Source organism: Streptomyces sp. NPDC008313, assembly GCF_042956125.1.
Classification (GTDB): domain Bacteria; phylum Actinomycetota; class Actinomycetes; order Streptomycetales; family Streptomycetaceae; genus Streptomyces.
The window spans coordinates 204,151-226,566 of sequence record NZ_JBIBFR010000011.1 but is presented as its reverse complement, the minus strand read 5'-3'; the positions used below and the strand labels follow the sequence as shown (position 1 = coordinate 226,566).

Annotated in this window: 22 protein-coding genes; 15 read left to right on the top strand and 7 right to left on the bottom strand. The window is 74.3% G+C overall.

Annotated elements, in window-relative coordinates:
* Positions 1-13 precede the first annotated feature (13 nt).
* Positions 14-1,411: a DUF6421 family protein gene (locus tag ACFY93_RS17270; protein ID WP_391359217.1), complete on the bottom strand. Its 1,398-nt coding sequence runs from the start codon at positions 1,409-1,411 to the stop codon at positions 14-16.
* A gap of 402 nt (positions 1,412-1,813) precedes the next feature.
* Here ACFY93_RS17270 and ACFY93_RS17265 point away from each other — a divergent pair, with 402 nt between their 5' ends.
* Positions 1,814-2,497, top strand: coding sequence for a glycerophosphodiester phosphodiesterase family protein (locus tag ACFY93_RS17265; RefSeq protein WP_391359214.1), 684 nt, complete (start codon positions 1,814-1,816; stop codon positions 2,495-2,497).
* A gap of 3 nt (positions 2,498-2,500) precedes the next feature.
* Here the strand turns inward: ACFY93_RS17265 and ACFY93_RS17260 are convergent, their stop codons facing one another.
* Positions 2,501-3,040: a GNAT family N-acetyltransferase gene (locus ACFY93_RS17260; RefSeq protein WP_391359211.1), complete on the bottom strand. Its 540-nt coding sequence runs from the start codon at positions 3,038-3,040 to the stop codon at positions 2,501-2,503.
* A gap of 224 nt (positions 3,041-3,264) precedes the next feature.
* Between ACFY93_RS17260 and ACFY93_RS17255 the strand changes: the two genes are divergently transcribed.
* A complete protein-coding gene (locus ACFY93_RS17255; protein ID WP_391359208.1) occupies positions 3,265-3,657 on the top strand; it encodes a VOC family protein in 393 nt (130 codons plus the stop codon).
* A gap of 140 nt (positions 3,658-3,797) precedes the next feature.
* Positions 3,798-4,589: a VOC family protein gene (locus ACFY93_RS17250; protein ID WP_391359206.1), complete on the top strand. Its 792-nt coding sequence runs from the start codon at positions 3,798-3,800 to the stop codon at positions 4,587-4,589.
* A gap of 27 nt (positions 4,590-4,616) precedes the next feature.
* Here ACFY93_RS17250 and ACFY93_RS17245 read toward each other — a convergent pair whose 3' ends face one another.
* Together ACFY93_RS17245 and ACFY93_RS17240 are read right to left on the bottom strand one after the other, a co-directional pair.
* Entirely contained in the window at positions 4,617-5,243 is a 627-nt protein-coding gene (locus ACFY93_RS17245; RefSeq protein ID WP_391359203.1) for a MarR family transcriptional regulator, read from the bottom strand.
* Positions 5,240-6,892, bottom strand: a complete 1,653-nt coding sequence (locus ACFY93_RS17240; RefSeq protein WP_391359200.1) for an FUSC family protein — start codon at positions 6,890-6,892, stop codon at positions 5,240-5,242. Before ACFY93_RS17240 ends, ACFY93_RS17245 begins: the two co-directional genes overlap by 4 nt.
* Positions 6,893-7,055: 163 nt before the next feature.
* Here ACFY93_RS17240 and ACFY93_RS17235 point away from each other — a divergent pair, with 163 nt between their 5' ends.
* The 4 genes from ACFY93_RS17235 (at position 7,056) to ACFY93_RS17220 (ending at position 10,229) form a co-directional block, all read left to right on the top strand.
* Positions 7,056-7,634, top strand: a complete 579-nt coding sequence (locus ACFY93_RS17235; RefSeq protein ID WP_391359197.1) for a DUF5134 domain-containing protein — start codon at positions 7,056-7,058, stop codon at positions 7,632-7,634.
* Between the two features lie 152 nt (positions 7,635-7,786).
* Entirely contained in the window at positions 7,787-8,722 is a 936-nt protein-coding gene (locus tag ACFY93_RS17230) for a M48 family metalloprotease (protein ID WP_391359194.1), read from the top strand.
* 89 nt (positions 8,723-8,811) lie between these two features.
* Entirely contained in the window at positions 8,812-9,519 is a 708-nt protein-coding gene (locus tag ACFY93_RS17225; protein WP_391359191.1) for a phosphatase PAP2 family protein, read from the top strand.
* Positions 9,520-9,533: 14 nt separating this feature from the next.
* Entirely contained in the window at positions 9,534-10,229 is a 696-nt protein-coding gene (locus ACFY93_RS17220) for an HAD-IA family hydrolase (protein ID WP_391359364.1), read from the top strand.
* A gap of 39 nt (positions 10,230-10,268) precedes the next feature.
* Here the strand turns inward: ACFY93_RS17220 and ACFY93_RS17215 are convergent, their stop codons facing one another.
* Entirely contained in the window at positions 10,269-10,907 is a 639-nt protein-coding gene (locus ACFY93_RS17215) for a TetR family transcriptional regulator (RefSeq protein WP_391359189.1), read from the bottom strand.
* A gap of 119 nt (positions 10,908-11,026) precedes the next feature.
* Between ACFY93_RS17215 and ACFY93_RS17210 the strand changes: the two genes are divergently transcribed.
* The 7 genes from ACFY93_RS17210 (at position 11,027) to ACFY93_RS17180 (ending at position 18,779) form a co-directional block, all read left to right on the top strand.
* A complete protein-coding gene (locus tag ACFY93_RS17210) occupies positions 11,027-11,719 on the top strand; it encodes an NAD(P)H-binding protein (protein ID WP_391359187.1) in 693 nt (230 codons plus the stop codon).
* 168 nt (positions 11,720-11,887) lie between these two features.
* A complete protein-coding gene (locus ACFY93_RS17205) occupies positions 11,888-12,601 on the top strand; it encodes a TetR family transcriptional regulator (protein ID WP_391359183.1) in 714 nt (237 codons plus the stop codon).
* Between the two features lie 308 nt (positions 12,602-12,909).
* Positions 12,910-14,457 (top strand): FAD-dependent oxidoreductase, encoded by a 1,548-nt coding sequence (locus ACFY93_RS17200; RefSeq protein WP_391359180.1) that lies wholly within the window; start codon positions 12,910-12,912, stop codon positions 14,455-14,457.
* Positions 14,458-14,548: 91 nt separating this feature from the next.
* Positions 14,549-15,634 (top strand): WD40/YVTN/BNR-like repeat-containing protein, encoded by a 1,086-nt coding sequence (locus tag ACFY93_RS17195; protein ID WP_391359177.1) that lies wholly within the window; start codon positions 14,549-14,551, stop codon positions 15,632-15,634.
* A gap of 288 nt (positions 15,635-15,922) precedes the next feature.
* Positions 15,923-16,600 carry a uracil-DNA glycosylase gene (locus ACFY93_RS17190; protein WP_391359173.1) on the top strand — a complete coding sequence of 226 codons (678 nt, stop codon included), beginning with the start codon at positions 15,923-15,925 and terminating at the stop codon, positions 16,598-16,600.
* Positions 16,597-17,610 carry a BadF/BadG/BcrA/BcrD ATPase family protein gene (locus tag ACFY93_RS17185; RefSeq protein ID WP_391359171.1) on the top strand — a complete coding sequence of 338 codons (1,014 nt, stop codon included), beginning with the start codon at positions 16,597-16,599 and terminating at the stop codon, positions 17,608-17,610. The genes ACFY93_RS17190 and ACFY93_RS17185 overlap by 4 nt, the downstream gene beginning before the upstream one ends.
* Before the next feature lie 245 nt (positions 17,611-17,855).
* Positions 17,856-18,779 carry a sirohydrochlorin chelatase gene (locus ACFY93_RS17180; RefSeq protein WP_391359168.1) on the top strand — a complete coding sequence of 308 codons (924 nt, stop codon included), beginning with the start codon at positions 17,856-17,858 and terminating at the stop codon, positions 18,777-18,779.
* 154 nt (positions 18,780-18,933) lie between these two features.
* Here the strand turns inward: ACFY93_RS17180 and ACFY93_RS17175 are convergent, their stop codons facing one another.
* A complete protein-coding gene (locus tag ACFY93_RS17175; protein ID WP_391359165.1) occupies positions 18,934-19,980 on the bottom strand; it encodes a beta-propeller fold lactonase family protein in 1,047 nt (348 codons plus the stop codon).
* Positions 19,981-20,127: 147 nt separating this feature from the next.
* A complete protein-coding gene (locus tag ACFY93_RS17170; RefSeq protein ID WP_391359163.1) occupies positions 20,128-21,624 on the bottom strand; it encodes an FUSC family protein in 1,497 nt (498 codons plus the stop codon).
* 257 nt (positions 21,625-21,881) lie between these two features.
* Between ACFY93_RS17170 and ACFY93_RS17165 the strand changes: the two genes are divergently transcribed.
* Positions 21,882-22,364: an Lrp/AsnC ligand binding domain-containing protein gene (locus tag ACFY93_RS17165; RefSeq protein ID WP_391359160.1), complete on the top strand. Its 483-nt coding sequence runs from the start codon at positions 21,882-21,884 to the stop codon at positions 22,362-22,364.
* The last annotated feature ends 52 nt before the right edge of the window (positions 22,365-22,416 follow it).

Here is a 22,416-nt window from a genome sequence, read left to right as displayed (position 1 = left end):
TCGGCGGGGGCGCTCACGCGGCGGCCTTCTCGGCGTTCGCCGCGGTGATGCCCTTGGTGGAGGCGATCACCCGCTTCAGCTTCTTGGCGAGCGCCTCGTAGAACATGCTCAGCGGAAACTCGTCCGCGAGCACGTCGTCGACGAGCTTACGCGGCGGCAGGCTCAGATCCAGCGCGTCCGGACCCTTGGCCCAGCGGGAGCCGGGGTGCGGGGCGAGGTAGGTGGAGACCAGCTCGTACGCCTTGAACCAGTGGACGAGCTTGGGACGGTCGATGCCGTCGCGGTAGAGCGTCTCGATCTCGGCGCACAGCTCGTTGGTGACCTGGGGCGCGCGCTGCCAGTCGATGTGCAGCTTGTTGTCGGTCCAGCGGACGACGTCGTGCTTGTGCAGGTAGGCGAAGAGCAGCTGGCCGCCGAGCCCGTCGTAGTTGCGGTCGCGCTCGCCGGTGACCGGGAAGCGGAACATCCGGTCGAAGAGCACCGCGTACTGCACGTCGCGGCCCTGCGGGAAGCCGTCGGCCTCCAGCTTCACGGCCTCCTTGAAGGCGGTGAGGTCGCAGCGCAGCTCCTCCAGGCCGTACATCCAGAACGGCTGGCGCTGTTTGATCATGAAGGGGTCGAAGGGCAGGTCGCCGTGGCTGTGCGTGCGGTCGTGGACCATGTCCCAGAGCACGAACGCCTGCTCGCAGCGGCGCTGGTCGTGGACCATCGCGGCGATGTCCTCGGGCAGCTCCAGGCCGAGGACGTCCACGGCGGCGCCGGTGACGGCGCGGAAGCGGGCCGCTTCGCGGTCACAGAAGATGCCACCCCAGGAGAAACGTTCCGGCGCCTCGCGCACGGCGATGGTCTCCGGGAAGAGGACGGCCGAGTTGGTGTCGTAGCCCGCGGTGAAGTCCTCGAAGGTGATACCGCAGAAGAGCGGGTTGTCGTAGCGGGTGCGCTCCAGCTCGGCGAGCCAGTCCGGCCACACCATGCGCAGCACGACCGCCTCGAGGTTGCGGTCGGGGTTGCCGTTCTGCGTGTACATCGGGAAGACGACCAGGTGCTGGAGGCCGTCCGCGCGGTGCGCGGCGGGCTGGAAGGCCAGCAGCGAGTCGAGGAAGTCCGGCACCCCGAAGCCCTCGTCGGCCCAGCGGCGCAGGTCCTTCACGACGGCCTCGTGGTACGCGGCGTCGTGCGGCAGCAGCGGGGAGAGCTCCTCGACCGCGGCGACGACGCGGCGCACGGCGAGTTCGGCGTCGGCACGGTCCGGCGCACCCTCCGCCTCGAAGTCGACCGACCCGTCCTTGGCCTGCCATGGCCGGATCTGCTCCACGGCATCCTTGAGCACGGGCCAAGCCGGGTGCTCCACCACCCTGCCGCCAGGAGGAACTCGCCCCTCCGTAGCCTCCTGCACAAGAATTTCCGTCATGTCTCATCCTCCACGGGTGAACCTCGCGTACAGACACCGTATGTACAGGAGGTTCCGTCCGCAAGGGGAGGTCACAGAAGATTCTCCTGCGACACCCCCCATTTCACGGATGTTTTTCCCGTCGAAGGAGGGACGTGCGGTGACTTCGGCGTCCGTGGGCCCGTGCGCCACCCCTCTGGACTCAGGGCGCGCGTTTTCGGTCAACGCTCACGGGACGCGCCCACGCAGGGGTGATCCACCGGCCGGTGCGGGCCGGGCGGCCGTTGCCCGCCGCCCCGATCCGCCGCGCAGGGCCGGGGCCATCACGGCCCCCGGCCATTAGGCTGCGGCCCTGGCCGCGCGGCCGATTTCCGGACCCGGCCGCGCGGAGCCGAGCCGCCCCCGACGGAAGCGAGTCGAACCTTGAACTTCCTCACCATCGGTCACCGCGGAGTGATGGGTGTCGAGCCCGAGAACACCCTCCGGTCCTTCGTCGCCGCCCAGCAGGCGGGCCTGGACCTGATCGAACTGGATCTGCATCTGAGCAAGGACGGCGCCCTCGTCGTCATGCACGACGCCCACGTGGACCGCACGACCGACGGCTCCGGGCCGATCACCGAGAAGACCCTCGCCGAGCTGAGGGCGCTGGACGCCGGGCGCGGCGAGCGCGTCCCCGTCTTCGAGGAGGTCCTGGACGCCGTACGGGCTCCGCTGCAGGCCGAGATCAAGGACGTCGCCGCGGCCCGGGCGCTGGCCGAGGTCATGCACCGGCGGGACCTGGTGGCGCGCGTCGAGGTGCTGTCCTTCCACGACGAGGCGATCGCCGAGGTCTCCCGGCTGGTCCCGGGTGTCCGCACCGCGCTGGTGGCCAGCCGCTACGGTACCGACGTCGTCGAGCGCGCGACGGCCGTCGGCGCCGGCACGCTCGTGCTGAACATCCGCCGCCTGACCCTGGAGATCGCCGAACACGCGCGCAAGGCCGACCTGAGGATCATCGGCTGGGTGGTGAACACCCAGGACCACCTGCGTCTCGTGCGGGCCCTGGAACTGGACGGCGCGACCACCGACTACCCGGAGATCAAGCGGACCGGCCGCTTCACCGCGTGACCGTCACACCAGCGGCTTGACCAGCAGCTCGAACTGCAGGTCCGCGCGCCGCGGCACGCCGAAGCGCTCGTCGCCGTACGGGAAGGGAGTCATCTCTCCCGTACGGCGGTAGCCGCGCCGCTCGTACCAGGCGATGAGGTCGTTCCGCACCGAGATCACGGTCATGTGCATGGCTTGCGCACCCCACACCTCGCGGGCGTACCACTCCGCCTCCGCGATGATCACCTTGCCGAGCCCCGCGCCCTGCAGCGCCGGGCTCACGGCGAACATGCCGAAGTAGGCGTGGTCACCGCGGTGTTCGAGCTGGCAGCAGGCCACCACCGCGCCGTCCCGCTCCACGGTCAGCACACGGCTGTCGGGCGACTTGATCACCGCGCGCACGCCCTCGGGATCGGTCCGCTGCCCGTCGAGGATGTCCGCCTCCGTGGTCCAGCCGGCCCGGCTCGGCTCTCCGCGGTACGCCGACTCGACGAGGGCGACGATGACGTCCACGTCGGCGTCGGTGGCATCGCGGAAGGTCAGTCCGGTCGAGGCGGTGTCCATGGAGCGCGTCCTTACGTCCTGTCGTGCGGTGTCCGGCGTGAGGTGCCCGGTGCCCGGTGTGCACGGTGACCGGCGCGGCGGGCACGGCCGAGACTAGCCCGTCCGGGCCCCCACCTCCAGGGCGGTCCGCGGCCGCCCGGCCTCCGGGCTCTCATGTTCGGATCAAGCCGGGCCGGCGAGCGGGCCAGGCATGATCCGGACGCGAGGCTCTAGGCTCCGGACGCATGGTGCATGTACTGAGCAGCCGACTGCTTCTCCGCCCCACCGACCCCGAGCGCTCCCGCGAGTTCTACGGCGGGAAGCTGGGCCTGGCCGTCCACCGCGAGTTCGGCACGGGCCCCGAGCGCGGCACGGTCTACTTCCTCGGCGGCGGCTTCCTGGAGGTCTCGGGCCGCTCCGAGGCGCCCGCGTCACCGGCGCTGAGACTGTGGCTCCAGGTGGCGGACGCGGCGACGGCGCACGAGGAACTGGCCGCGGCGGGCGTCGCGATCGTGCGACCGCCGGTGAAGGAGCCGTGGGGCCTGATCGAGATGTGGATCGCTGACCCCGACGGGACACAGATCGTGCTCGTGGAGATCCCGGCGGACCACCCGCTGAGGTCCCGGCCGGGGATCTGAGACCCGCGCGGTGCCTGCGGCCCTGGTGTGCGGCATTCCCGGCCCGCTCGTGACGGACGGGCCGGTGCGCCGTCCGTTGGCCGCGGCGGGCGGCCGGGCATAGCGTGCGGAGGGGGTTTCGACGGGAAAGGAACGTCGCCATGCAGCTCGACAGGCCGGTGACCGGCGGCCCCTGCTGGACCGAGCTCGGGACCAGTGATCTCGAATCGGCCAAACGCTTCTACGCCGACCTGTTCGGCTGGCGTCCCGAGACGGACCCGCGCCCGGAGGCGGGCGGATACACCGTCGCGCACCTCGGGGACGCCCCGGTGGCCGCGCTGTCGCCGCTGTACCAGGAGACGCAGCCCGTCGCGTGGAACGTGTCGTTCGCCGTGACCGACGCGGACGCGGCCGTCGAGGCGGTGCGGGCGGCCGGCGGCACGGTCCTCGTCGCCCCGATGGACGTGTTCGACGTGGGCCGCTTCGCCGTGGTGTCCGACCCCGAGGGCGCGGTCTTCCAGCTCTGGCAGGCCAGGTCGTTCGCCGGCGCGGACCTCTTCAACGCGCCCGGCGCGCTCGGCTGGGTGGAGCTGATGACCCGTGCGCCCGACCGGGCCACGGAGTTCTACACGACGCTGTTCGGATGGACCGTGGGCGGCTCTGACCGCTACACCCAGTGGGGCCTGGCGGGCGCGGACTTCGGGGGCATGCTGACGATGGACGAGAAGTTCCCGCACGAGGTTCCGCCGCACTGGCTGCCGTACTTCGCCGTCGAGGACGTCGACGCCACGGCGAACGCCGCGGCCGGGGCGGGCGGCTCTTCGCTGATGGAGCCCACCTCCGTGCCGGACGGTCCGCGCATCGCCGTACTGCGCGACCCGCAGAAGGCGGTCTTCGGGATCTACCGCGCCCGGGACGAGGAGCGGCAGGGTGGTGCGCCGGGCGCCGCCTGACGTCGCGGCCGTCGGTGCGGTGGCCGCTCAGAGGCGCGCCGCGCCCAGCCTGCCCTCCAGCTGGCCGAGCAGTTCGCCCAGCAGTGCGGCGAGTTCGCCCCGCGCGTGGGGGGCGAGCCCGGACAGGACCGCCGACTCGTACGCGAGCTGTTCGGGCAGGACGCCGTCGACCAGGTCACGGCCCCGGTCGGTCAGCCGGACGTGGGCGACACGCCGGTCCCGGGTGTCGCCCCGCCGCTCGACCAGCCCGCGTTCGGTCAGCTGCTTGAGGCGCTTGGTGACGGCGGCGCCGGAGGAGAAGGTCTCGCGGGCGATCTCGCCCGGCGTCAGCTCGTGTCCCGTACGCCGCAGGGTGCCGAGCACGTCGAACTCCGGGCGGGTGAGTCCGGCCCTGCGCAGCGGGGCGTCCTCGGCCTGCTGCAGCAGCGCGCCGCAGCGGTTGATGCGGCCGATGATCTCCATGGGTCCGGTGTCGATGTCGGGGCGCACCGCGTGCCACTGCCGGACGACTCCGGAGACGGTGTCCCGTACCCCGGCGCCACCGGTGGTCCCGCCGGAGCCGGGGGCGCCGGGCTCCGGGGCGGCCTCCGGGGCCGGGTGTCCGGCCGGGTCGTCCACGGCCGGTGTGCTGCGTACGCCGCCGTCCGTCGTCATGCTGGTGCGCCCTCCATGGCGTGCGGTCCCTGCCGTCGTACCGTCATCGCGAGGGTACGGTGTCCGTCCTGCTCGGCCCGCATCACCCGCTCCTCGGGCAGCGCGCGCTGCCACCACTCACCGGACGCGGCGTCGGCGGTGGCCCGCAGCCCGACGACGGCTGCGGTCAGGTCCTGGCGCGCGGACTCCAGCTCCCCGGGGCCGGGCCGCTCGGCGGCGAGGACGCGCGTGGCGTGCTCGCGGACCCGTTCGACGGAGCGGAGGGCGTCCTCGACACGGTCTCCCGCCCGCCGGTTGGTGACGGCGACGGCCGCGAGGAAGCCGACCAGAGCCCCCACCACGGTGTCGGCGGCCCGTTCGGTGATGAGTTCACCCGGCTGCTGGACCTGCGCGAACTCGGTGATGAGCAGGGCCATGGGCGTCACGCAGATGGTGCCGAGCCAGTAGTTGCGGCCGATGAGCGCCTCGGCGCCGAAGTTGAGGGCGAGGCAGCACAGGACGAGGGCGGTCTGGCCGAGATGGGCGAGCGGTGCGACGGCCGCGAAGACGAGCACCCCGAGGAGGTTGCCGACGACCCGCTGGACGCTGCGGCCCCACGTCAGGGTCAGGTTGATCTGGTAGAGCGACGCGGCGGTGACCAGGGCCCAGTACGGGCGGCCGATACCGAGCGCGAGCGAGGCGTAGCCGGCGAGTGCGCAGCCGAGGGCGGTGCGGACGGCGACGGGCGCGAGGGGGCCGAGGCGGCGCGACAGCGGCGGTTCGCCGTGGGTGAGCCCGGTCTCCACGCCGAGCAGTTCGTCGGCGGTCCCCGGGAGGCCGGCCGGACACGGGACGGGGCCCGAGCCTCGCAGTTCGCGGGCCCAGGCGCGCAGAAGTGCGGGGTCGGTGTCGGCGGGCGCCGCGAGCGCCACCTCGGCCCGTACGACGAGACCTTCGAGGGCGCGCCGGGGGGCGGTGCGGGCACCGGTGGACAGCAGCGACTGCCAGGCGGTGTGCACGGCCGAGGCCGCGGCGGCCCTGGCCCGCGCGGCGCCGTCGCCGCTCGCCCGCTGCCCGGCGTAGGCGGCCGCCGCTTCCAGGGCGTGCGCGGTGGCCCTGCGCTCCGGGCCGTGCGGCCGCAGCAGACCGGGAGCCATGCCGACGATCCACGCCCAGGCGCCCGCGGCGGCGGCCAGCGCGAGGTGGGCCGGCACCTGGCCGAGGGTCTGCGGCAGGAACAGGGCGGCCGAGGCGATGAAGGTGAAGATCACATGGCCGGGCGGGCCGATGCGGGTGGCGTCGCAGAGTGCCTTCTGCGCGGCGGCGAGGAGCGCCCCGACGGTGACGAGGACGACGCCGGAGGTCGTGAGGGACGCCGTGACCAGGGAGACGGCCAGGCCGGCGAGCATGCCGAGGACCACCCCGGCGAGGGTGCGGGAACGGGCGGCGTAGGGACGGTTGTGCGCGTAGAGGGCGCACAGGGATCCGGCCATGGTGTACATGGCCAGGTCGAGGCGTCCGAGGGCGACCAGGAGCAGGTTCGGAGGGGCCACCGAGGCGACCACGCTGAGCGCCGGTTTGAACCAGATGCCCGAGGGCCTGCCCAGGCGCAGGACGCCGGCGAGGGGGAGCCGGCGGGCGGGCCGGGAACGCGGGGTGGCGGTGCTCATGAGGACGAGGTTAGCAGGTGTTTTACTTATAAAACACATGTGATGCATCACGGCGTCCGCTTCCGCACGCTCCCCCGCGTACGCCTGTGCGCTCGCGTGCGCACCGATCGGCACGGGCATTTGTTGACCGACTGTCCGACACCGGCGAACGGGGAGGTGCGCGGTGCACGGACCGGTTCAGCCCGGCTGGCTGCTCGTCGCGCTGTGCGCGGCGACCGGGGCCTACTGCCTGCTGCGGATGCGCAGCACCGTCGAGGAACAACGGCGCGCGGCGGGCGGCGAGGCGCTGATGGGGTTCGGCATGGCGTTGATGGCCGTGCCCGCGGCGGCCCTGGCGCCGCCGCGATGGGCCTGGACCGGCTACGCGGCCGTGTTCGGCGCGGCCGCCCTCCGGGCGCTGTGGGAGGCACGGACGCGCCCGCATCATCTGCACCATCTCGTGGGGGCCGCCGCCATGGTCTACATGGCCGCCACCATGGCCGCGTCCCCCGGACCTCACGGGCACGGGGCGCACGAGGGGCACGGCGGTTCCGGAACACCGCTGGTGACGGGCGTCCTGCTGCTCTACTTCACCGGTTACGTGCTGTGGGCCGGGGCGCGGCTGCTCCCGGTGCCGGCCCTCGCCGGCGCCGGCGCGCCCGCCCGCGCGGGCGGGGCCGGCTGGGGGGACCGGCCCGAGGTGGCCCGGGCGTGCCGGCTGTCCATGGGCATCGCGATGGTCGCCATGCTGCTCACGCTCTGAGGCGGCTCCCGCTCCGCCGCCGGCAGCACCCCCGGGCCCTGGAGATCACCGGATCCCGCCCGTCGGGCGGGACGGCCGTACGCGTCCGTGGCGTACGTCACTTGGCGCGACAGCCCGTATCCTCCGGCGCGGCCCGCTCATAGGCTTTCACCATGATGGTCCCCGCGGCACTGCTGCTGCTCGGCGCCCTGGTCGCCGTCGTCGCTCCGCGGCTGCTCGCCCGGGCGGACTGGCCGGACCGTGAACCGGTGGTCGCCCTGTGGGTGTGGCAGTGCGTCGTGGCGTCGGTTCTGCTGTGCTGCGTCCTGTCGATGACCCTCAGCGCGGCCGCCGCCTGGATGGCCGTCCGCGCCCAGGTCTTCGGTGTCGCGCCGCACTCCGTCGTGGACGCCTACGCGCTGGGCACCGGCGGGACCTACGCGGCGACGACCGCCGTGACCCTTGCGTGCGGGGGCGTGTGGACCGCGGCGATGCTGCTGCGCGAGGTGGTACGGGCCCGGTCGCGCCGTCGGCGGCGCCGCGCCGAACTCCTGGTGCGCGCTCCGCTGTTGCCCGGTGAGGAGCCCGGCAGCGACCGGCTGGTGGTCCTGGAGGGCGAGCGCCCCGACGCCTGGTGGCTGCCCGGTGCCGCACCCCAACTCGTCATCACCACGGCCGCGTTGCGCCGTCTGAAGGGGCGCAGGCTGGATGCCGTGCTCGCCCACGAACAGGGCCACGCCCAGGCCCGGCACGACTGGCTGCTGCACTGCTCGGGAGCGCTGGCGGGCGGGTTCCCGCAGGTTCCCGTGTTCGCCGCGTTCCGCGACGAGATGCACCGGCTGGTCGAACTCGCCGCCGACGACATGGCCTCACGCCGCTTCGGCCGCCTCACCACCGCCCTCGCACTGGTCGAACTCAACGAGGACCGGGGCGTGTTCGGCCCCTGCCCGACCCCGCAGGCGGACGTCCCGCAGCGCGTCCACCGGCTGCTGGCCCCCCGGGACCGGCTCACGGCGGCACGACGGCTGCGGCTGACCGCGACGGCGGCACTGGTCCCGGCCGTCCCGGTCCTGGTGGCGTTCGTACCGGGACTGCGGGCCCTTCGGTAGTACGGGCCCGGCTCACCGCGGGCCGCGCGCCGCCTCCCCCGCGTACACCTCACTGGCCTCGGGTGCGGCCGGTCGGCGAGGATCACCGTATGCACTCCGCGCCCGCCGACTCGCCGCCCCGCACGCCGGGCTCCCGGACCGCCACGCTCGTCACGGCGGCCCTGCTGCTCCCGAACGTGCTGCTCCTCCTCCTGGTCGCCCTCTCCTGGCAGCCGCTCCTCGCCCTCGACGGGGACATCTCCCGGACCACGCACCGCTGGGCCGTGGACGAACCGGGCGTCACCCACGTCTTCCGCGTCCTGACCGACTGGGTCTGGGACCCCTGGGCGATGCGCGTGCTGTGCGCGGCCGTCGTCGTCCTGCTGCTGCGGCACTCGGCGTGGCGGACCGCCCTGTGGCTGGCGGCCACGTGCGCGCTCGGCACCCTGGCCCAGCAGGGCCTCAAGGCCGCGGTCGGGCGCTCCCGCCCCGTCTGGCCCGATCCGGTCGACTCCGCGCACTACGCGGCGTACCCCTCCGGGCACGCCATGACGGCCACCGTGGTGTGCGGGCTGCTCCTCTGGCTGCTGCACTCCCACGGCGCCGGGCGCGCCCTGTGGCGCTCCGCCCTCGTCGTGGCCGCGGTCTCCGTCGTCGGGGTCGGGCTGACCCGGGTGTGGCTGGGGGTCCACTGGCCCTCGGACGTCCTGGCCGGATGGCTCCTGGGGGCCCTCTTCGCCGCGGCGGCGGTCGCGGTCCACCCCTTCACGTGCGGGGAGACGACGCGCACTCGACCGCCGGGGGCACGGCCCGAATGATCGTCGGCATGGCCGTGACATGCGTGCTCTTCGACTTCTCCGGGACCCTCTTCCGTATCGAGTCCACCCTGTCCTGGCTGAGCGCGGTGCTGGCGGAAACGGGGGTCGGCCTGCCCGAACCCGAACTGACGCGGACGGCGCGGGCCCTGGACGCGGCGGGGGCGCTTCCGGGCGGCGCCTTCCCCTCCCGGCCGGTGCCGGAGGCGCTCGCCGGGGTGTGGAAGGTCCGCGACAGCAGCGCGGAACTGCACCGGGCCGCCTACACGGGGCTCGCGCGGCAGGTGCCGCTGCCCGACCCCCGGCTGCACGACGCGCTGTACGACCGCCACATGGCGCCTGACGCGTGGAGCCCCTACCCCGACGCGGCGGACGTGCTGGACACCCTGCGCCGGCGGGACGTCGCCGTCGGAGTGGTCAGCAACATCGGCTGGGACCTGCGGCCCGTCTTCCGGGCACACGGCCTCGACCCGTACGTGGGCGCGTACGTCCTGTCGTTCGAACACGGCGTGCAGAAGCCCGACCCGCGGCTGTTCCGCGCGGCCTGCGAGGCGCTGGGTGCCTCCCCGCGCGACACCCTGATGGTCGGTGACGACCGCCGCGCCGACGGGGGCGCTGCCACCCTCGGCTGCGGAGTGCACTTCGTGGACCACCTGCCGGTCGCCGAGCGCCCGCTGGGGCTGCGGCCGGTGCTGGATCTGGTCGCCGGCTGATCCCGCGTCCGCCGTCCGCGCCCTCGGAGCCCGGCCCCGTCAGCCGCGCGCGAGCGGGCGGGGCGACGGGCGGTGACGTCCGTTCAGGGCCGCCCGCAGGCAGGGGGCGAGGACCGCGCGGACGTCCGCCGCGCTCAGCGTGGCCGCCGGGCCCAGCGGGCTGAGGTACCGGGTGAAGATCAGGCCGCCGATCACGGTGACGGCGGCGGTGGCGCGGTCCGTCGCCTCCGGGCCGCCCAGGTGTTCGGCGATCCGCCCGAGCACCTCGCGCTCCAGGAACTCCCGGAAGACGCGCATGGCCTCCTCGTCGCGCATCGACGTCCCGTCGAAGACGGACATGGGACCGCCGTCGGGGCCGTCGTCCTCCCAGAGGGAGGTGACGGCCGCCAGGATGCGGTCGGCGAGCCCCGCGGGGTCTCCCTTCAGCGCGTCGACGAGTGCGAGGGAGTGTCCGCACCGGATATTCATCGCCTCGCCGAAAAGGCCCTTCTTGGAGCCGAAGTGGTAGGCGATGAGCGCCGAGTCGACGTCTGCCGCGGCGGCCACGGCGCGCAGGGTCGTGCCCTGGTAGCCGTGCTCCAGGAACAGGTCGCGGGCGGCCTCGGCGATCCGGGACCTGGTCGGTGGATTGCCGCGCGGCCGACCCCGGGTACGGGGACGGGCTCCGGTTTTATTCATCAGCGTTGAATATGCGGCGGACCGGACGCACTGTCAAGCGAGCGCGCCGACCGCCGGCCGGACGGCGCGCCCCGCCCTCGCGCGTCGTCGCGAGCACTCACCCACGGAGGACAGAACCCATGCGCATCGCCGTCTTCGGAGCCGGTGGCCCCACCGGTCGCCGGCTCGTCGAGCAGGCCCTCCTCGCCGGGCACGAGGTCACCGCCGTGACCCGGCGTCCGCACCGCTACGCCGCACAGGACGGGCTGACCGTGACCGACGCGGACGCCACCGACGCCGACGCGGTCGACGCGGTGGTCGCGGGCAGCGACGCCGTCCTGTCGGCACTGGGCGTTCCGCCGGGCCGGAGACCGGTGTCGCTCTACTCGGTGTCCGCCGGGCACATGACCGCCGCCATGGCACGGCACGGCGTGAAACGCCTGATCACGGTCAGCTCCAGCGTCCTCGACCCCCACTGGCGCCCCAGCGGCGCCTTCTTCTTCAACCACGTACTGGACCCGTACGTGAACCGGGTGATCGCCCGCACCGCCCACGACGACATGCGCAGGATGGAGTCCCTGATCCGCGGCACCGAACTGGACTGGACGTTCGCCCGCCCGTCCGGCCTCTTCGACCATCCGCGTCCGACCCACCACGTGGTGGACGAGAACAGCGCGGACGGCGTGTTCACGGCCCGGGCCGACCTGGCCGCGGCGATGCTCCGCGAGCTCACCGACGAGCAGTACGTGCGCCGTGCCCTGGGCGTGGTCACCACGGAGGTCCGGCCGAGCATCCCGCGTCTGATCCGGGACGCGGCCGCCAAGGGGAAGTAGTGCCCTGCCGCACCCCTGGCAGGCGCGCCGAGGGCGCCGCACGTCCGTCTCGGGCGATCCCCCGCGTCGCCCGAGACGGACGGCAGCCCGGAACAGGCCCCGCGAGGGAGCCGTACCGGATGCGCTGAGTATAGTTGGCTGGCAGCCAGTCAACGCAGGAGTTACAGGATGTCGCCGCGCAGCGCCTCGGTCAATGAAGAGTTGCGGCGGCGTTCCCGCGAGCGGCTGCTGCAGGCCGCCGTGGAGCTGGTGGGCGAGCGCGGCTTCGAGGCGACGACCCTGGGCGACATCGCGGACCGAGCGGGCTCGGCGCGCGGACTGGTGTCCTACTACTTCCCCGGCAAACGCCAGCTCGTGCAGTCCGCTGTGCACCGGCTGATGCACCGCACGCTGGAGGAGGCGCTGGAGAGCGAACCGCGCACCGAGGACGGGCGGGAGCGGATGGCGCGGGCCGTCGACGCGATCCTCGGCCTCGCGCGGGACCGTCCGGTACTCATGCGCCAGCACATGGCCGGCATCCTGCAGGCCGAGGGGTTCCTCCAGTGCCCGGAGCAGCAGCGTCTCGCGGAGTTGCTGCGGGACACCGTCACCCGCCACGGTTCGGCGGACGCCGCCGCCGACTACCCGATGCTGCGCTCGCTGCTGATGGGCGCCGTCTACGCGGCGCTGGTGCCGGGCGCGCCGATGCCCGTGCCGGTGCTGCGGGCCGAGCTGTTCAAGCGGTACCGGCTCGACTGGGAGATGGGCTATCCACCGGACGCCGAGGTGGCAGGCGGGACGTGCGGGACGGATCTGTCACGGTTCTTCGCCACGGAGAGCCGCCCCTGCGAGGGCCCCGGCCGCCCGGGGCGGCGGGCGGGCGGACCGGCGCGCGAGGCATGACCACCCGGCGGGCCGGCGGGCGGGCGGCCATCGCTCGGCGGGCCGGCGCGAGCGCCAGGATACGCCGGATGCCGTAACCACCCGTCCTGGCCCCTCCCCTCGTCGGCCGCGCGGTGCGATGCTGGAGCTGACAGCGATCTCCTCGGACGCGTCGGGCCACCGCGGATCGATCGGGCTCCCTCCGATTCCCGGGCTCGCTCCGGTGCCACGCGGCCCGGGCACCCGGAGCACGCCCCGGAGCCCCGCGCGTGCGCACGGCCCGGGCCTCCCCGGACATCTCGGGTTTCCTCGGGACAAGGAGTTCGGCCGTGCTGCATGTCGCCGTCGTCGGTTCGGGACCCAGCGGGGTCTACACCGCCCAGAGCCTGCTCCAGCAGAGCGAGTCGCCGGATGTGCGGGTGGACGTCCTGGACCGGCTGCCCTGCCCGTACGGACTGGTGCGCTACGGCGTGGCACCGGACCACGAGAAGATCAAGTCGCTGCAGCAGAACCTGCGCTCGGTCCTGGAGGACGAGCGGGTGCGGTTCCTGGGCGGCGTCCGGGTCGGCCCGGGAGGGCTCCCGGCCGCGCGGCTGCGGGAGCTGTACCACGCGGTGGTGTACTGCGTCGGTGCCGCGACCGACCGCCACCTCGGGGTGCCGGGAGAGGAACTGCCGGGCAGCTGGTCGGCGACCGAGTTCGTGTCCTGGTACAGCGCGCACCCGGACTGCGCCCAGGACGGATTCCTTCCGGGCGCCCGGTCCGCCGTGGTCGTCGGCGTCGGCAACGTGGCCGTCGACGTGACCCGGATCCTGGCACGTGGTGCCGCCGAACTGGGCCCGACCGACATGCCGCAGGCGGCGCTCACCTCGCTGGCCGCCAGCACGGTCACCGAGATCCACATGGTCGGCCGCCGCGGCCCCTCACAGGCCCGCTTCACCACCAAGGAGCTGCGGGAACTGGGCTCCCTGCCGGACGCCGACGTCGTCGTCGACCCCGAGGAGCTGGCGCTCGATCCGGCGTACGCCGACCCCTCGGGACTGCCCGCCGCGAACCGCCGCAACGTGGAGGTGCTGCGCGGCTGGGCCGGGCGCCCGCTGCTCAGGGGCGCTGCCCGGCGCATCCGGTTGCGCTTCTTCCTGCGCCCGGCCGAACTGCTCGCCGACGGCGGGCGCGTGGGCGCGGTGCGCTTCGAGAGGACGCTGCCGGACGGGCACGGCGGGGTGCGGGGCACGGGCCACTACGAGGATGTCCCGGCCCAGCTCGTGCTGCGTTCGGTCGGCTATCGCGGGGTGCCGCTGGAGGGGCTGCCGTTCGACGCCGTTCAGGGCACGGTGCCGCATCGCGCCGGCCGGGTGCTGCGGGACGGCGAGGTCGCGCCGGGCGAGTACGTGGCGGGCTGGATCAAGCGGGGTCCGACGGGCGTCATCGGCACCAACCGGCCGTGCGCCAAGGAGACCGTGACGTCGCTCCTCGCGGACGTCCCGGTCCTGACGGCACGGGCGGTGCCCGCCGATCCGCTCGAGGTGCTGCGGGCCGAGGGCGTGGAGCCGGTCGAGTGGTCCGGCTGGCAGGCCATCGAGCGGGCGGAGAAGGAGCTCGGGGCGTCGCTGGGGCGCGGAGTGGTCAAGCTGCCGGACTGGCCGTCACTGCTGGCGGCGGCTCGCGGCGGGAAGGCGGTGGCGCGCGGGGCGGACGGGACGGGTGCCGCGGAAGGCCCCGGTGCTGTGGGGACGGTCGGCGCCGTGGAGGCGGTCGGCGGCGCTGCAGCGGTCGGCGCCCTGGAGGCCGTCGGCGACGAGGAAGCGGTGGGCGCTGAAGCGGTGGGCGCCACTCCCCCGGCGCGTCCGTCCCGCGTACCGGAATCACCGCTCTGACCTGGGGCGGAAGCCGCTGCAGGGGTCACTGTCAGTGCCGGGGTGCAGACTGGCCCGTGTCTGAGACAGTGACGTCCCGGAGGTGGCCGAGATGGCCGAAGTACTGCTGACCGTGGGCACGCGCAAGGGCCTGTTCATCGGGCGACGGCGCGATGGAGCCTGGGAGTTCGACGAGAGTCCGTATTTCAACGCGCAGGCCGTGTACTCGGTCGCCATCGACACCCGGGGTGACACCCCGCGCCTGCTGGCCGGGGGTGACAGCGCGCACTGGGGCCCCTCCGTCTTCCACTCGGACGATCTGGGCCGCAGCTGGACCGAACCGGCGCAGCCCGCCGTCAGGTTCCCCAAGGACACCGGGGCCTCTCTGGAGCGGGTGTGGCAGCTGCACCCGGCCGCCGCCGAGCCCGACGTGGTCTACGCGGGCACGGAGCCGGCCGCGCTCTACCGCTCCGAGGACCGTGGCGAGACCTTCGAGCTGGTGCGGCCGCTGTGGGAGCATCCGACGCGCTCCGCGTGGGTGCCGGGCGGTGGCGGCGAGGGGCTCCACACGGTACTGACCGACGCGCGCGATCCGCGTGCCGTGACGGTGGCCGTGTCCACCGCCGGTGTCTTCCGCACCGAGGACGGCGGGGCGAGCTGGACGCCCTCCAACTCCGGTGTCTCGGCGGTGTTCCTCCCCGATCCGAACCCGGAGTTCGGCCAGTGCGTCCACAAGGTCGCGCGGGACGCGGCGACGCCTGACCGGCTGTATCTGCAGAACCACTGGGGTGTGTACCGCAGCGACGACGCCGGTCAGCACTGGACGGACATCGGCGAGGGGCTTCCGTCCACCTTCGGCTTCGCGGTGGCGGCGCACCCGCACCGGGGCGGCACGGCGTACGTGTTCCCGATCAACGCCGACGCCGACCGGGTCCCGGCCGGCCGGCGCTGCCGGGTGTTCCGTACGGCGGACGCGGGCGGCAGCTGGGAGGCACTGTCGTCCGGGCTGCCCGAGGGCGACCACTACGGGACGGTGCTGCGGGACGCGCTGTGCACGGACGGCGCAGACCCGGCGGGCGTCTACTTCGGCAACCGCAACGGAGAGGTGTACGCGTCCGCGGACGACGGGGACAGCTGGCGGCAGTTGGCCTCTCATCTCCCGGACGTCCTCTGCGTGCGCGCCGCGGTGCTGGACTGAGGAGGACCCGTGGGCGGGGCGAGCGGCGGGCAGGCGGCTGGTGTGCGGGCGGCCTGACCTGCGGGACGCGGGCGGGCCGGGTGGCGTGCGGGACGCGGGGCCCGGTGCACGGGCGTCAACTTCCGTCCGTGGCCCGCTCGTCGGGAGAGCGAGCGCACCGTTCCGGGCGTCGGCACGCCATTGTGACCCGCTTTCCGCGAGGCGGGCGGCGCGGCCCTGGTGCCGTCCCCGCCCGCCCCGCGGTCACCGGTTGATCGCCCCTGCCCGTACGGCAGTAGGGTGACGCGCGTGGCACCACGACCGTTGTATGAGATTGTCGAAGCGGGCTGGGCGAAAGCACTGGAACCCGTGTCCGGACGGATCGCCGAGATGGGTGACTTCCTGCGCGCGGAGATCGCCGCGGGCCGTACCTATCTCCCGGCCGGGCAGAACGTTCTACGGGCCTTCCAGCAGCCGTTCGACGAGGTCCGTGTCCTCGTCGTCGGCCAGGACCCGTATCCGACCCCGGGGCACGCCGTGGGACTGTCGTTCTCGGTGGCCCCTGAGGTGCGCCCGCTGCCCGGAAGCCTGATCAACATCTTCCGGGAGCTGAACACCGACCTGGGCCTGCCCGAGCCCTCGACCGGCGACCTGACCCCGTGGACGCGGCAGGGCGTACTGCTGCTCAACAGGGCGCTGACGACCGCTCCGCGCCGGCCCGCCGCCCACCGCGGAAAGGGCTGGGAGGAGGTCACGGAGCAGGCGATACGGGCGCTGGCGGCGCGCGGGCGCCCGCTGGTGTCGATCCTGTGGGGCCGCGACGCCCGCAATCTGCGTCCACTGCTCGGCGACCTCCCGTCCGTCGAGTCCGCGCACCCCTCCCCGATGTCCGCCGACCGCGGTTTCTTCGGCTCCCGCCCCTTCAGCCGCGCCAACGATCTGCTGACGCGGCAGGGAGCCGAGCCGGTGGACTGGCGCCTGCCGTGACCGGCCCGGCCGGCACACCGGGGCCCGGCACCTGCGCGCACGGGCCCGGCGTTCTCGCCGTGGACTCCGGCGGCTCGGGGCTGCGCGTCACCGTCGCCCGGCCCGGCGGCGGGCCGTCGGCCAGGCGCGAGTCCGTCGAACCGGTGCGCACGGGGGCGCGGGGCATCGACCCCGGCCACCTGATGGAGCAACTGGTGCCGATGGCCCGGGCCGTGCTGGCCGAGACCGGGGTCGGGGAGCCGGCCGCTGCCGTCGTCGGAGCGGCGGGCCTGGCCTCCCTGGGCGACGCGCTGCGGGCCGAGCTGCCCGCGGCGCTGGCCCGCGAGTTCGGCGTCCGCAGGGTCGCGCTCGCCGCGGACGCCGTCACGGCGTACGCGGGCGCGATCGGTGGTCTGCCGGGCGCGGTGGTCGCCGCGGGGACCGGCATGATCGCGACCGGCACGGACCTGCGCGGCTGGCGCCGGGCGGACGGCTGGGGTCATCTGCTCGGCGACTGCGGCGGCGGGGCGTGGCTCGGGCGGGCCGGCCTGGAGGCGGCCCTGCGCCACCACGACGGACGGCCCGGAGGGTCATCGGCGCTGCTGGCGCGGGTGGAGGCCGAGTTCGGTCCCGTCGCGGAGCTGCCCGGCCGGCTGTATCCGCGCGCCGACCGTCCGGCGGTTCTCGCCTCCTTCGCCCCCGCTGTGGCCTCCTGCGCCGCCCAGGACCCCGTGGCGGCGTCCATCCTCGGTGCGGCGGCCCGGCACATGGCCGAGTCCGCGGCGGCGGTGTGCCCTGCGGACGGCGAACCGCGTGTCGCGCTCACCGGCGGCCTGTTCAAGATCGGCGCCCCCCTCCTCGGGCCCCTGGAGGCGGAGCTCGCGCGGCGGCTTCCGCACGCGCGGCGGGTCCCGAGCGCCGGCGATCCGCTGGACGGGGCGGTCCGCATCGCGGTGGACCTGGCCGCGGGCGAACCGGCCCTCCCCCGCGACGAGCGCATGCTGTACGTGGTCACGAGCGCGCGAGGCTGACGCGGGTCCCGCGGCTGCGGTCGGCCGGAGCACGACGGCGGGCCCCGGTACCTGGAGCGACGACGGACTCCGGGACCTGGCACGGCGGCGGGTATCCGGGCCCGGCCGACCACGTCGCACGGTGGGGCGAGCCGTACCGATCAGGTGCGATCTGTACAGAACTCATCAGACAAAAGCGGACGGAAACCGCTCACCTGCACCCTCCCCGAACAGGGGAGCCCAAGAAGCCAGTAACATGCGGGCGCATGAGCTCCCCCACTGGGCCCGCGTCCGGCCTGCCAGTACGAATGCCGCGACCCCGCCAGCCCGGGCGGCACCGCCGTCCGGAGCCGCTGGCGGCTCCCGAGGGCGCGCCCGCGCTCGTCCTCGCGGTGCCGGGCACGCCCAGCGCCGCCACGCGCAGCCTCGCCGAGGAGGTCGTGAGCATCGCGCGCTCCGAGCTCCCCGGCCTCGACGCACGCATCGGTCACCTCGACGGGGACGACGCCGAGTTCCCCACCCTGCAGTCCGTCCTCACGCGCACCTCCGAGGAGCGCGTCGAGCGCTTCGAGCGGGCGCGTGCCGCGGGCGTGGAGGCGCCCGAGCCCGACGGCCCCGCCGCCGTGGTGGTACCGCTGCTCGTCGGCCCGGACGGCGCGCTGCTGCGCCGGGTCCGTCAGGCCGTCATGGACAGCCGTGTCGCCGCCGACCTGACCGATGTCCTCGGCCCGCACCCGCTGCTCGCAGAGGCGCTGCACGTGCGGCTTTCCGAGGCGGGCCTGGCCCGTGCCGACCGCGCCCGGCTGTTCACCGTGGCGACGGCCGCGGACGGCATCATCCTGGCCTCCGTGGGGGGCGAGGAGGCGGTGCAGGCGGCCGGGATCACCGGGATGCTGCTCGCCGCGCGGCTCGCCGTGCCGGTGATGGCGGCGGCGCTCGACGAGGAGGGGGCCATCGCGGCCACCGCCGAGCAGCTGCGCTCCTCCGGTTCCCAGCAGCTCGCGCTCGCCCCGTACCTCATCGGCCCGGAGCTGGACGCGGGGCTGCTGGACGAGGCCGCAAAGGAGGCCGGCTGCTCCGCCGCCGAGGCCCTCGGCCCGTACCCGGCGATCGGCAAGCTCGCGCTGGCCAAGTACACGACGACGCTGGGCATCGCACCGCAGCAGCCGCAGGGCACGCCGGCCCGCTGAGCCGGACGGCGCGCTCGCGTCGGCGCCTTGATGCCGAAGGGCCCGTTCCCGCCGCCGCACGGCGGAAACGGGCCCTCTCGCGTGTGCGGCGCGGGCTGCCGGTGGGCGGCGTGCGGGTTCCCGGCGACGGGGTGGCGACCGGGGGGCCCCGAGGTCAGCCGAAGATCACGCAGGAGGCCGCCGGGGCCTCGACGGCACCGGCCCGGCGCGGGACTCCCGTGTCCGGGTCGACGGCGAACCAGGTGACATCACCGGAGCGCTCGTTGGCGACGTACAGGAAGCGGCCCGAGGGGTCGAGGGTGAGGTCGCGCGGCCAGACGCCGCCGCACGGCACCGTGACGACCAGGCGCAGCCCCTCCCCGGACGGGTCGGGCGTCAGCACGGAGAGGACGTCCTGCCCTCGGGTCGCGGTCCACACGAAGCGGCCGTCGGGCGAGACGACGATCCCGGACGGGTAGGCGTCGCCGCCCGGCGCTCCGTGCAGCACGGGGACCTCGTCGCCCGGGCGCAGGGCACCGGCGGCGGCGTCCCAGCGGCAGACGGTGACGGTGGGCGCGAGTTCGTTGACGACGTACGCGACGTCCCCGCCGGGGTGGAAGGCCAGGTGGCGGGGGCCCGAGCCGGGGCGCAGCGCGGTCTCCCGGTGCACCGTGAGGCCCGCGCCGTCCAGCGCGCACACGCGCACGGAGTCCGTGCCGAGGTCGACGCTGACCGCCCAGCGCCCGCCGGGGTCGGACTGCACCTGGTGGGCGTGGGGTCCGTGCTGGCGGGGCGTGTGCGGACCGGAGCCGGTGTGCCGGAGCACCTGCGGCGCGGTGTCCGCGAGAGTGCCGTCGGGGCGCAGGGCGAGGGCGGAGACGCTGCCGGAACCGTAGTTGGCGGTCAGGACGTGGCCGGCGAAGAGGCCGAGGTGGGTGGGTCCGCTGCCGCCGACCGGGACGGGCGGTCCGCTGAGCTCGGGTCTCCCGGCGCCCACCCGGTACGCGGCCACGGCGCCGTCGGGCGTCTCGCTGACCGCGTAGAGCATGTCCCCGGCGGGTGACAGCGCGAGATAGGACGGGTCGGGGACGTCGTCCACGGCGTCCAGGACGGTCAGCGAGCCGCTGTCCCGGTCGACGGCCGCGGTGAGCACACCGGCGCCTCCCGCCGCTGTGAACGTCCCGATGAACGCGCGTCGCCCCAGCCTGCCGGCGTCTGCCACTACCGTCCCCTTCCGGTCCCGGATCCGACGGAGCGACGGTAGCAGCCACAGAGTTAAGGTCTAGACCAACCCCTCCTGGTTCGGCTCGTGTTGCCTCACCTGTTGCCTCACCTGCCCCTGGCGCGCGGGTCATCGGTCCGGCGCCGCTCAGGCCTTCACGAGCGGCGGGCGCGTGCCGCCGCGCAAGGGGGCGGCGAGGCCCGTGAGGGCGTGCTCCAGGGCGTGGAGGTGGGTGAGCGCCTGCTCGGCGCCCGGGTGGTGCCCGGGCGCGGCGGCCCGGCCCGGCGCGGGGTACTCCGGCACCGCGCCGACCAGGGACTCCACCGCCTGTTCGACACGTCGGCAGGCGGCCGTCAGTCGGGCGTCGTGCGAGGCCTCCGGATCGGCGGCGACACCGGCCAGACCACGCGCCTCCCGGACGCAGTCGTCCAGCAGAGCGAGGATCCGGCGGGCCCGCTCCTTGCGGGCGCGCAGCGGGTTCAGCGGATGCACGAGGGGCGCGAGCGCCATCCGTACGCGCCCCAGGAGTGCCTCGAGTTCCGCCACGCGGGGCGCGGGGTCGGCGAGCGCGTCGCCCGCGAGCCGCCGGGAGGCGGCGGCGGTGCAGCCGTGGACGGCGTGCAGCACACGGTGCACCCACCGGTCGGTCACGGCGTGCGTGGTGATCGGCAGGACCAGAGCCACGGCGAGCGCGGCGCCGACCGCGCCGGCGGCGGTCTCGGTGAGCCGCAGACCGAGCAGGCCCGGGTGCAGGACGCCGAGCAGGCCGTACAGCAGGCCCGCCATGACCGTCACGAAGAACATCATCCAGCTGTACGAGAGCGCGGCCGTGTAGAAGATCCCGAAGACGCAGCCGGCGACGAGGACGGCGGTCGGCACGGGCGCCCCGTGCAAGGGGACGCCGACCAGGAGGCCGGCCACGATGCCGGTGACGGTGCCCAGGAGGCGCCGGAAACCGCGCACGAGCGTCTCCCCGCGCGAGGCCGTGTTGACGAAGATCCACCAGGCGGCGCCGACGGCCCAGTACCAGCGGTCGAGCGAGAGGACCTGCCCGGCGGCGATGGCGAACGCGCACGCGGCGGTCGCCTGGAAGGCCTGCCGGGTGGCCGGCCGGTCGAGTCCGCGTCCGTCCAGGGGTGCGGGCACGGCGGCCGGCGGGGTGCGCCGCTCGACACACCAAACCCCGAACCGCACCGCCGAGGAAGCGGCCAGCGACAGGGTGATCGCCGCGCACAGCTCGCCGAGCTGACGTGGCACCGCGTGCAGGAACTGAGTGGTGAAGAACATCATGAAGGCGAAGATGCCGAGCGCGTGGCCGCGCGGGCCCCAGCGGCGTGCGCCGACACCGCAGAAGATCACCACGAGCCAGGCCGCGTCGCGCGCGAGCGGCGCCCCGTGCAGTTCCGTGGCCAGCGCGAGCACCGGGAGGCCCGCCACCGGCAGCAGCGCCGTCGTGACCGCCTGGTCGCGCACGGTCGCGTCACCGACGGTGAACAGCGCCAGCAGCGCCGCGAGGCCACCGGTGATCGAGGCGGGCAGGGACAGGCCGGCCAGCTCCGAGAGGGTGACCGCGAGACCGATGCCGAGCACCGCACGCAACGAGACCCGCAGCCGGAACAGACCCGGATCCGGAGCCATGAACATCTTCTTCACCGTCGGCTGCCCGCCCCCGTCTCGCATCGGCACACCGGGCCCGGCGACCACTCCGGCGCCCGGCCCTCAGAACATGGGAAATGGCGCCGCGGCACGGATCCGGCTTCTTCGCCGTCCGGCGCTGCGCGGCGCCATTGATGAAGCCAAGGTAAGCGTCGTTACGGCAGTGGCTCAACTCGTGGCTCGCACACTGAACCATTGGTACAGTCGAACGCGATCACTCCTGACTACGAGGAGGCCAACGGACCATGCCTGTGGACGCACTCGACACCCGCATCCTGCGGCTGCTCCTCGAACAGCCGCGCACCAGCGTGCGCGAGTACGCCCGGGTGCTCGGCATCGCCCGCGGCACGCTGCAGGCCCGTCTCGACCGGCTGGAGCGGGACGGGGTGATCACGGGCGCAGGCCCGTCGCTCTCTCCCGCGGCGCTGGGTCATCCCGTCCTCGCCTTCGTGCACATCGAGGTCACCCAGGGCCATCTGGACGACATCGGCGACGCCCTCGCCGCCGTACCGGAGATCATCGAGGCGTTCTCCATCACGGGCGGCGGCGATCTGATGACCCGGGTCACGGCCAGGGACAACGCCCACCTCGAAGACGTGATCCAGTCCCTGATCAGCCTTCCGGGCGTGGTGCGCACCCGGACCGAGGTGGCCCTGCGCGAGCGCGTCCCGTACCGCCTCCTGCCCCTCGTGGAGTCGATCGGCCGCCGGGCGGGCGGCCCGGCCTGACACCCGCGAGCCGGGCGGGCGGCGTTCCCCAGCCGTGCCAGGGCGCGGACCG

Bases quoted from the DNA above. Each gene is read 5' to 3' on its own strand.
- ACFY93_RS17215 (WP_391359189.1), bottom strand. From the start codon at position 10,907: ATGAATAAAACCGGAGCCCGTCCCCGTACCCGGGGTCGGCCGCGCGGC.
- ACFY93_RS17195 (WP_391359177.1), top strand. From the start codon at position 14,549: ATGGCCGAAGTACTGCTGACCGTGGGCACGCGCAAGGGCCTGTTCATC.
- ACFY93_RS17165 (WP_391359160.1), top strand. From the start codon at position 21,882: ATGCCTGTGGACGCACTCGACACCCGCATCCTGCGGCTGCTCCTCGAA.
- ACFY93_RS17245 (WP_391359203.1), bottom strand. From the start codon at position 5,243: ATGACGACGGACGGCGGCGTACGCAGCACACCGGCCGTGGACGACCCG.
- ACFY93_RS17225 (WP_391359191.1), top strand. From the start codon at position 8,812: ATGCACTCCGCGCCCGCCGACTCGCCGCCCCGCACGCCGGGCTCCCGG.
- ACFY93_RS17240 (WP_391359200.1), bottom strand. From the start codon at position 6,892: ATGAGCACCGCCACCCCGCGTTCCCGGCCCGCCCGCCGGCTCCCCCTC.
- ACFY93_RS17230 (WP_391359194.1), top strand. From the start codon at position 7,787: ATGATGGTCCCCGCGGCACTGCTGCTGCTCGGCGCCCTGGTCGCCGTC.
- ACFY93_RS17170 (WP_391359163.1), bottom strand. From the start codon at position 21,624: ATGTTCATGGCTCCGGATCCGGGTCTGTTCCGGCTGCGGGTCTCGTTG.
- ACFY93_RS17205 (WP_391359183.1), top strand. From the start codon at position 11,888: ATGTCGCCGCGCAGCGCCTCGGTCAATGAAGAGTTGCGGCGGCGTTCC.
- ACFY93_RS17260 (WP_391359211.1), bottom strand. From the start codon at position 3,040: ATGGACACCGCCTCGACCGGACTGACCTTCCGCGATGCCACCGACGCC.
- ACFY93_RS17250 (WP_391359206.1), top strand. From the start codon at position 3,798: ATGCAGCTCGACAGGCCGGTGACCGGCGGCCCCTGCTGGACCGAGCTC.
- ACFY93_RS17255 (WP_391359208.1), top strand. From the start codon at position 3,265: ATGGTGCATGTACTGAGCAGCCGACTGCTTCTCCGCCCCACCGACCCC.
- ACFY93_RS17210 (WP_391359187.1), top strand. From the start codon at position 11,027: ATGCGCATCGCCGTCTTCGGAGCCGGTGGCCCCACCGGTCGCCGGCTC.
- ACFY93_RS17270 (WP_391359217.1), bottom strand. From the start codon at position 1,411: ATGACGGAAATTCTTGTGCAGGAGGCTACGGAGGGGCGAGTTCCTCCT.
- ACFY93_RS17180 (WP_391359168.1), top strand. From the start codon at position 17,856: ATGAGCTCCCCCACTGGGCCCGCGTCCGGCCTGCCAGTACGAATGCCG.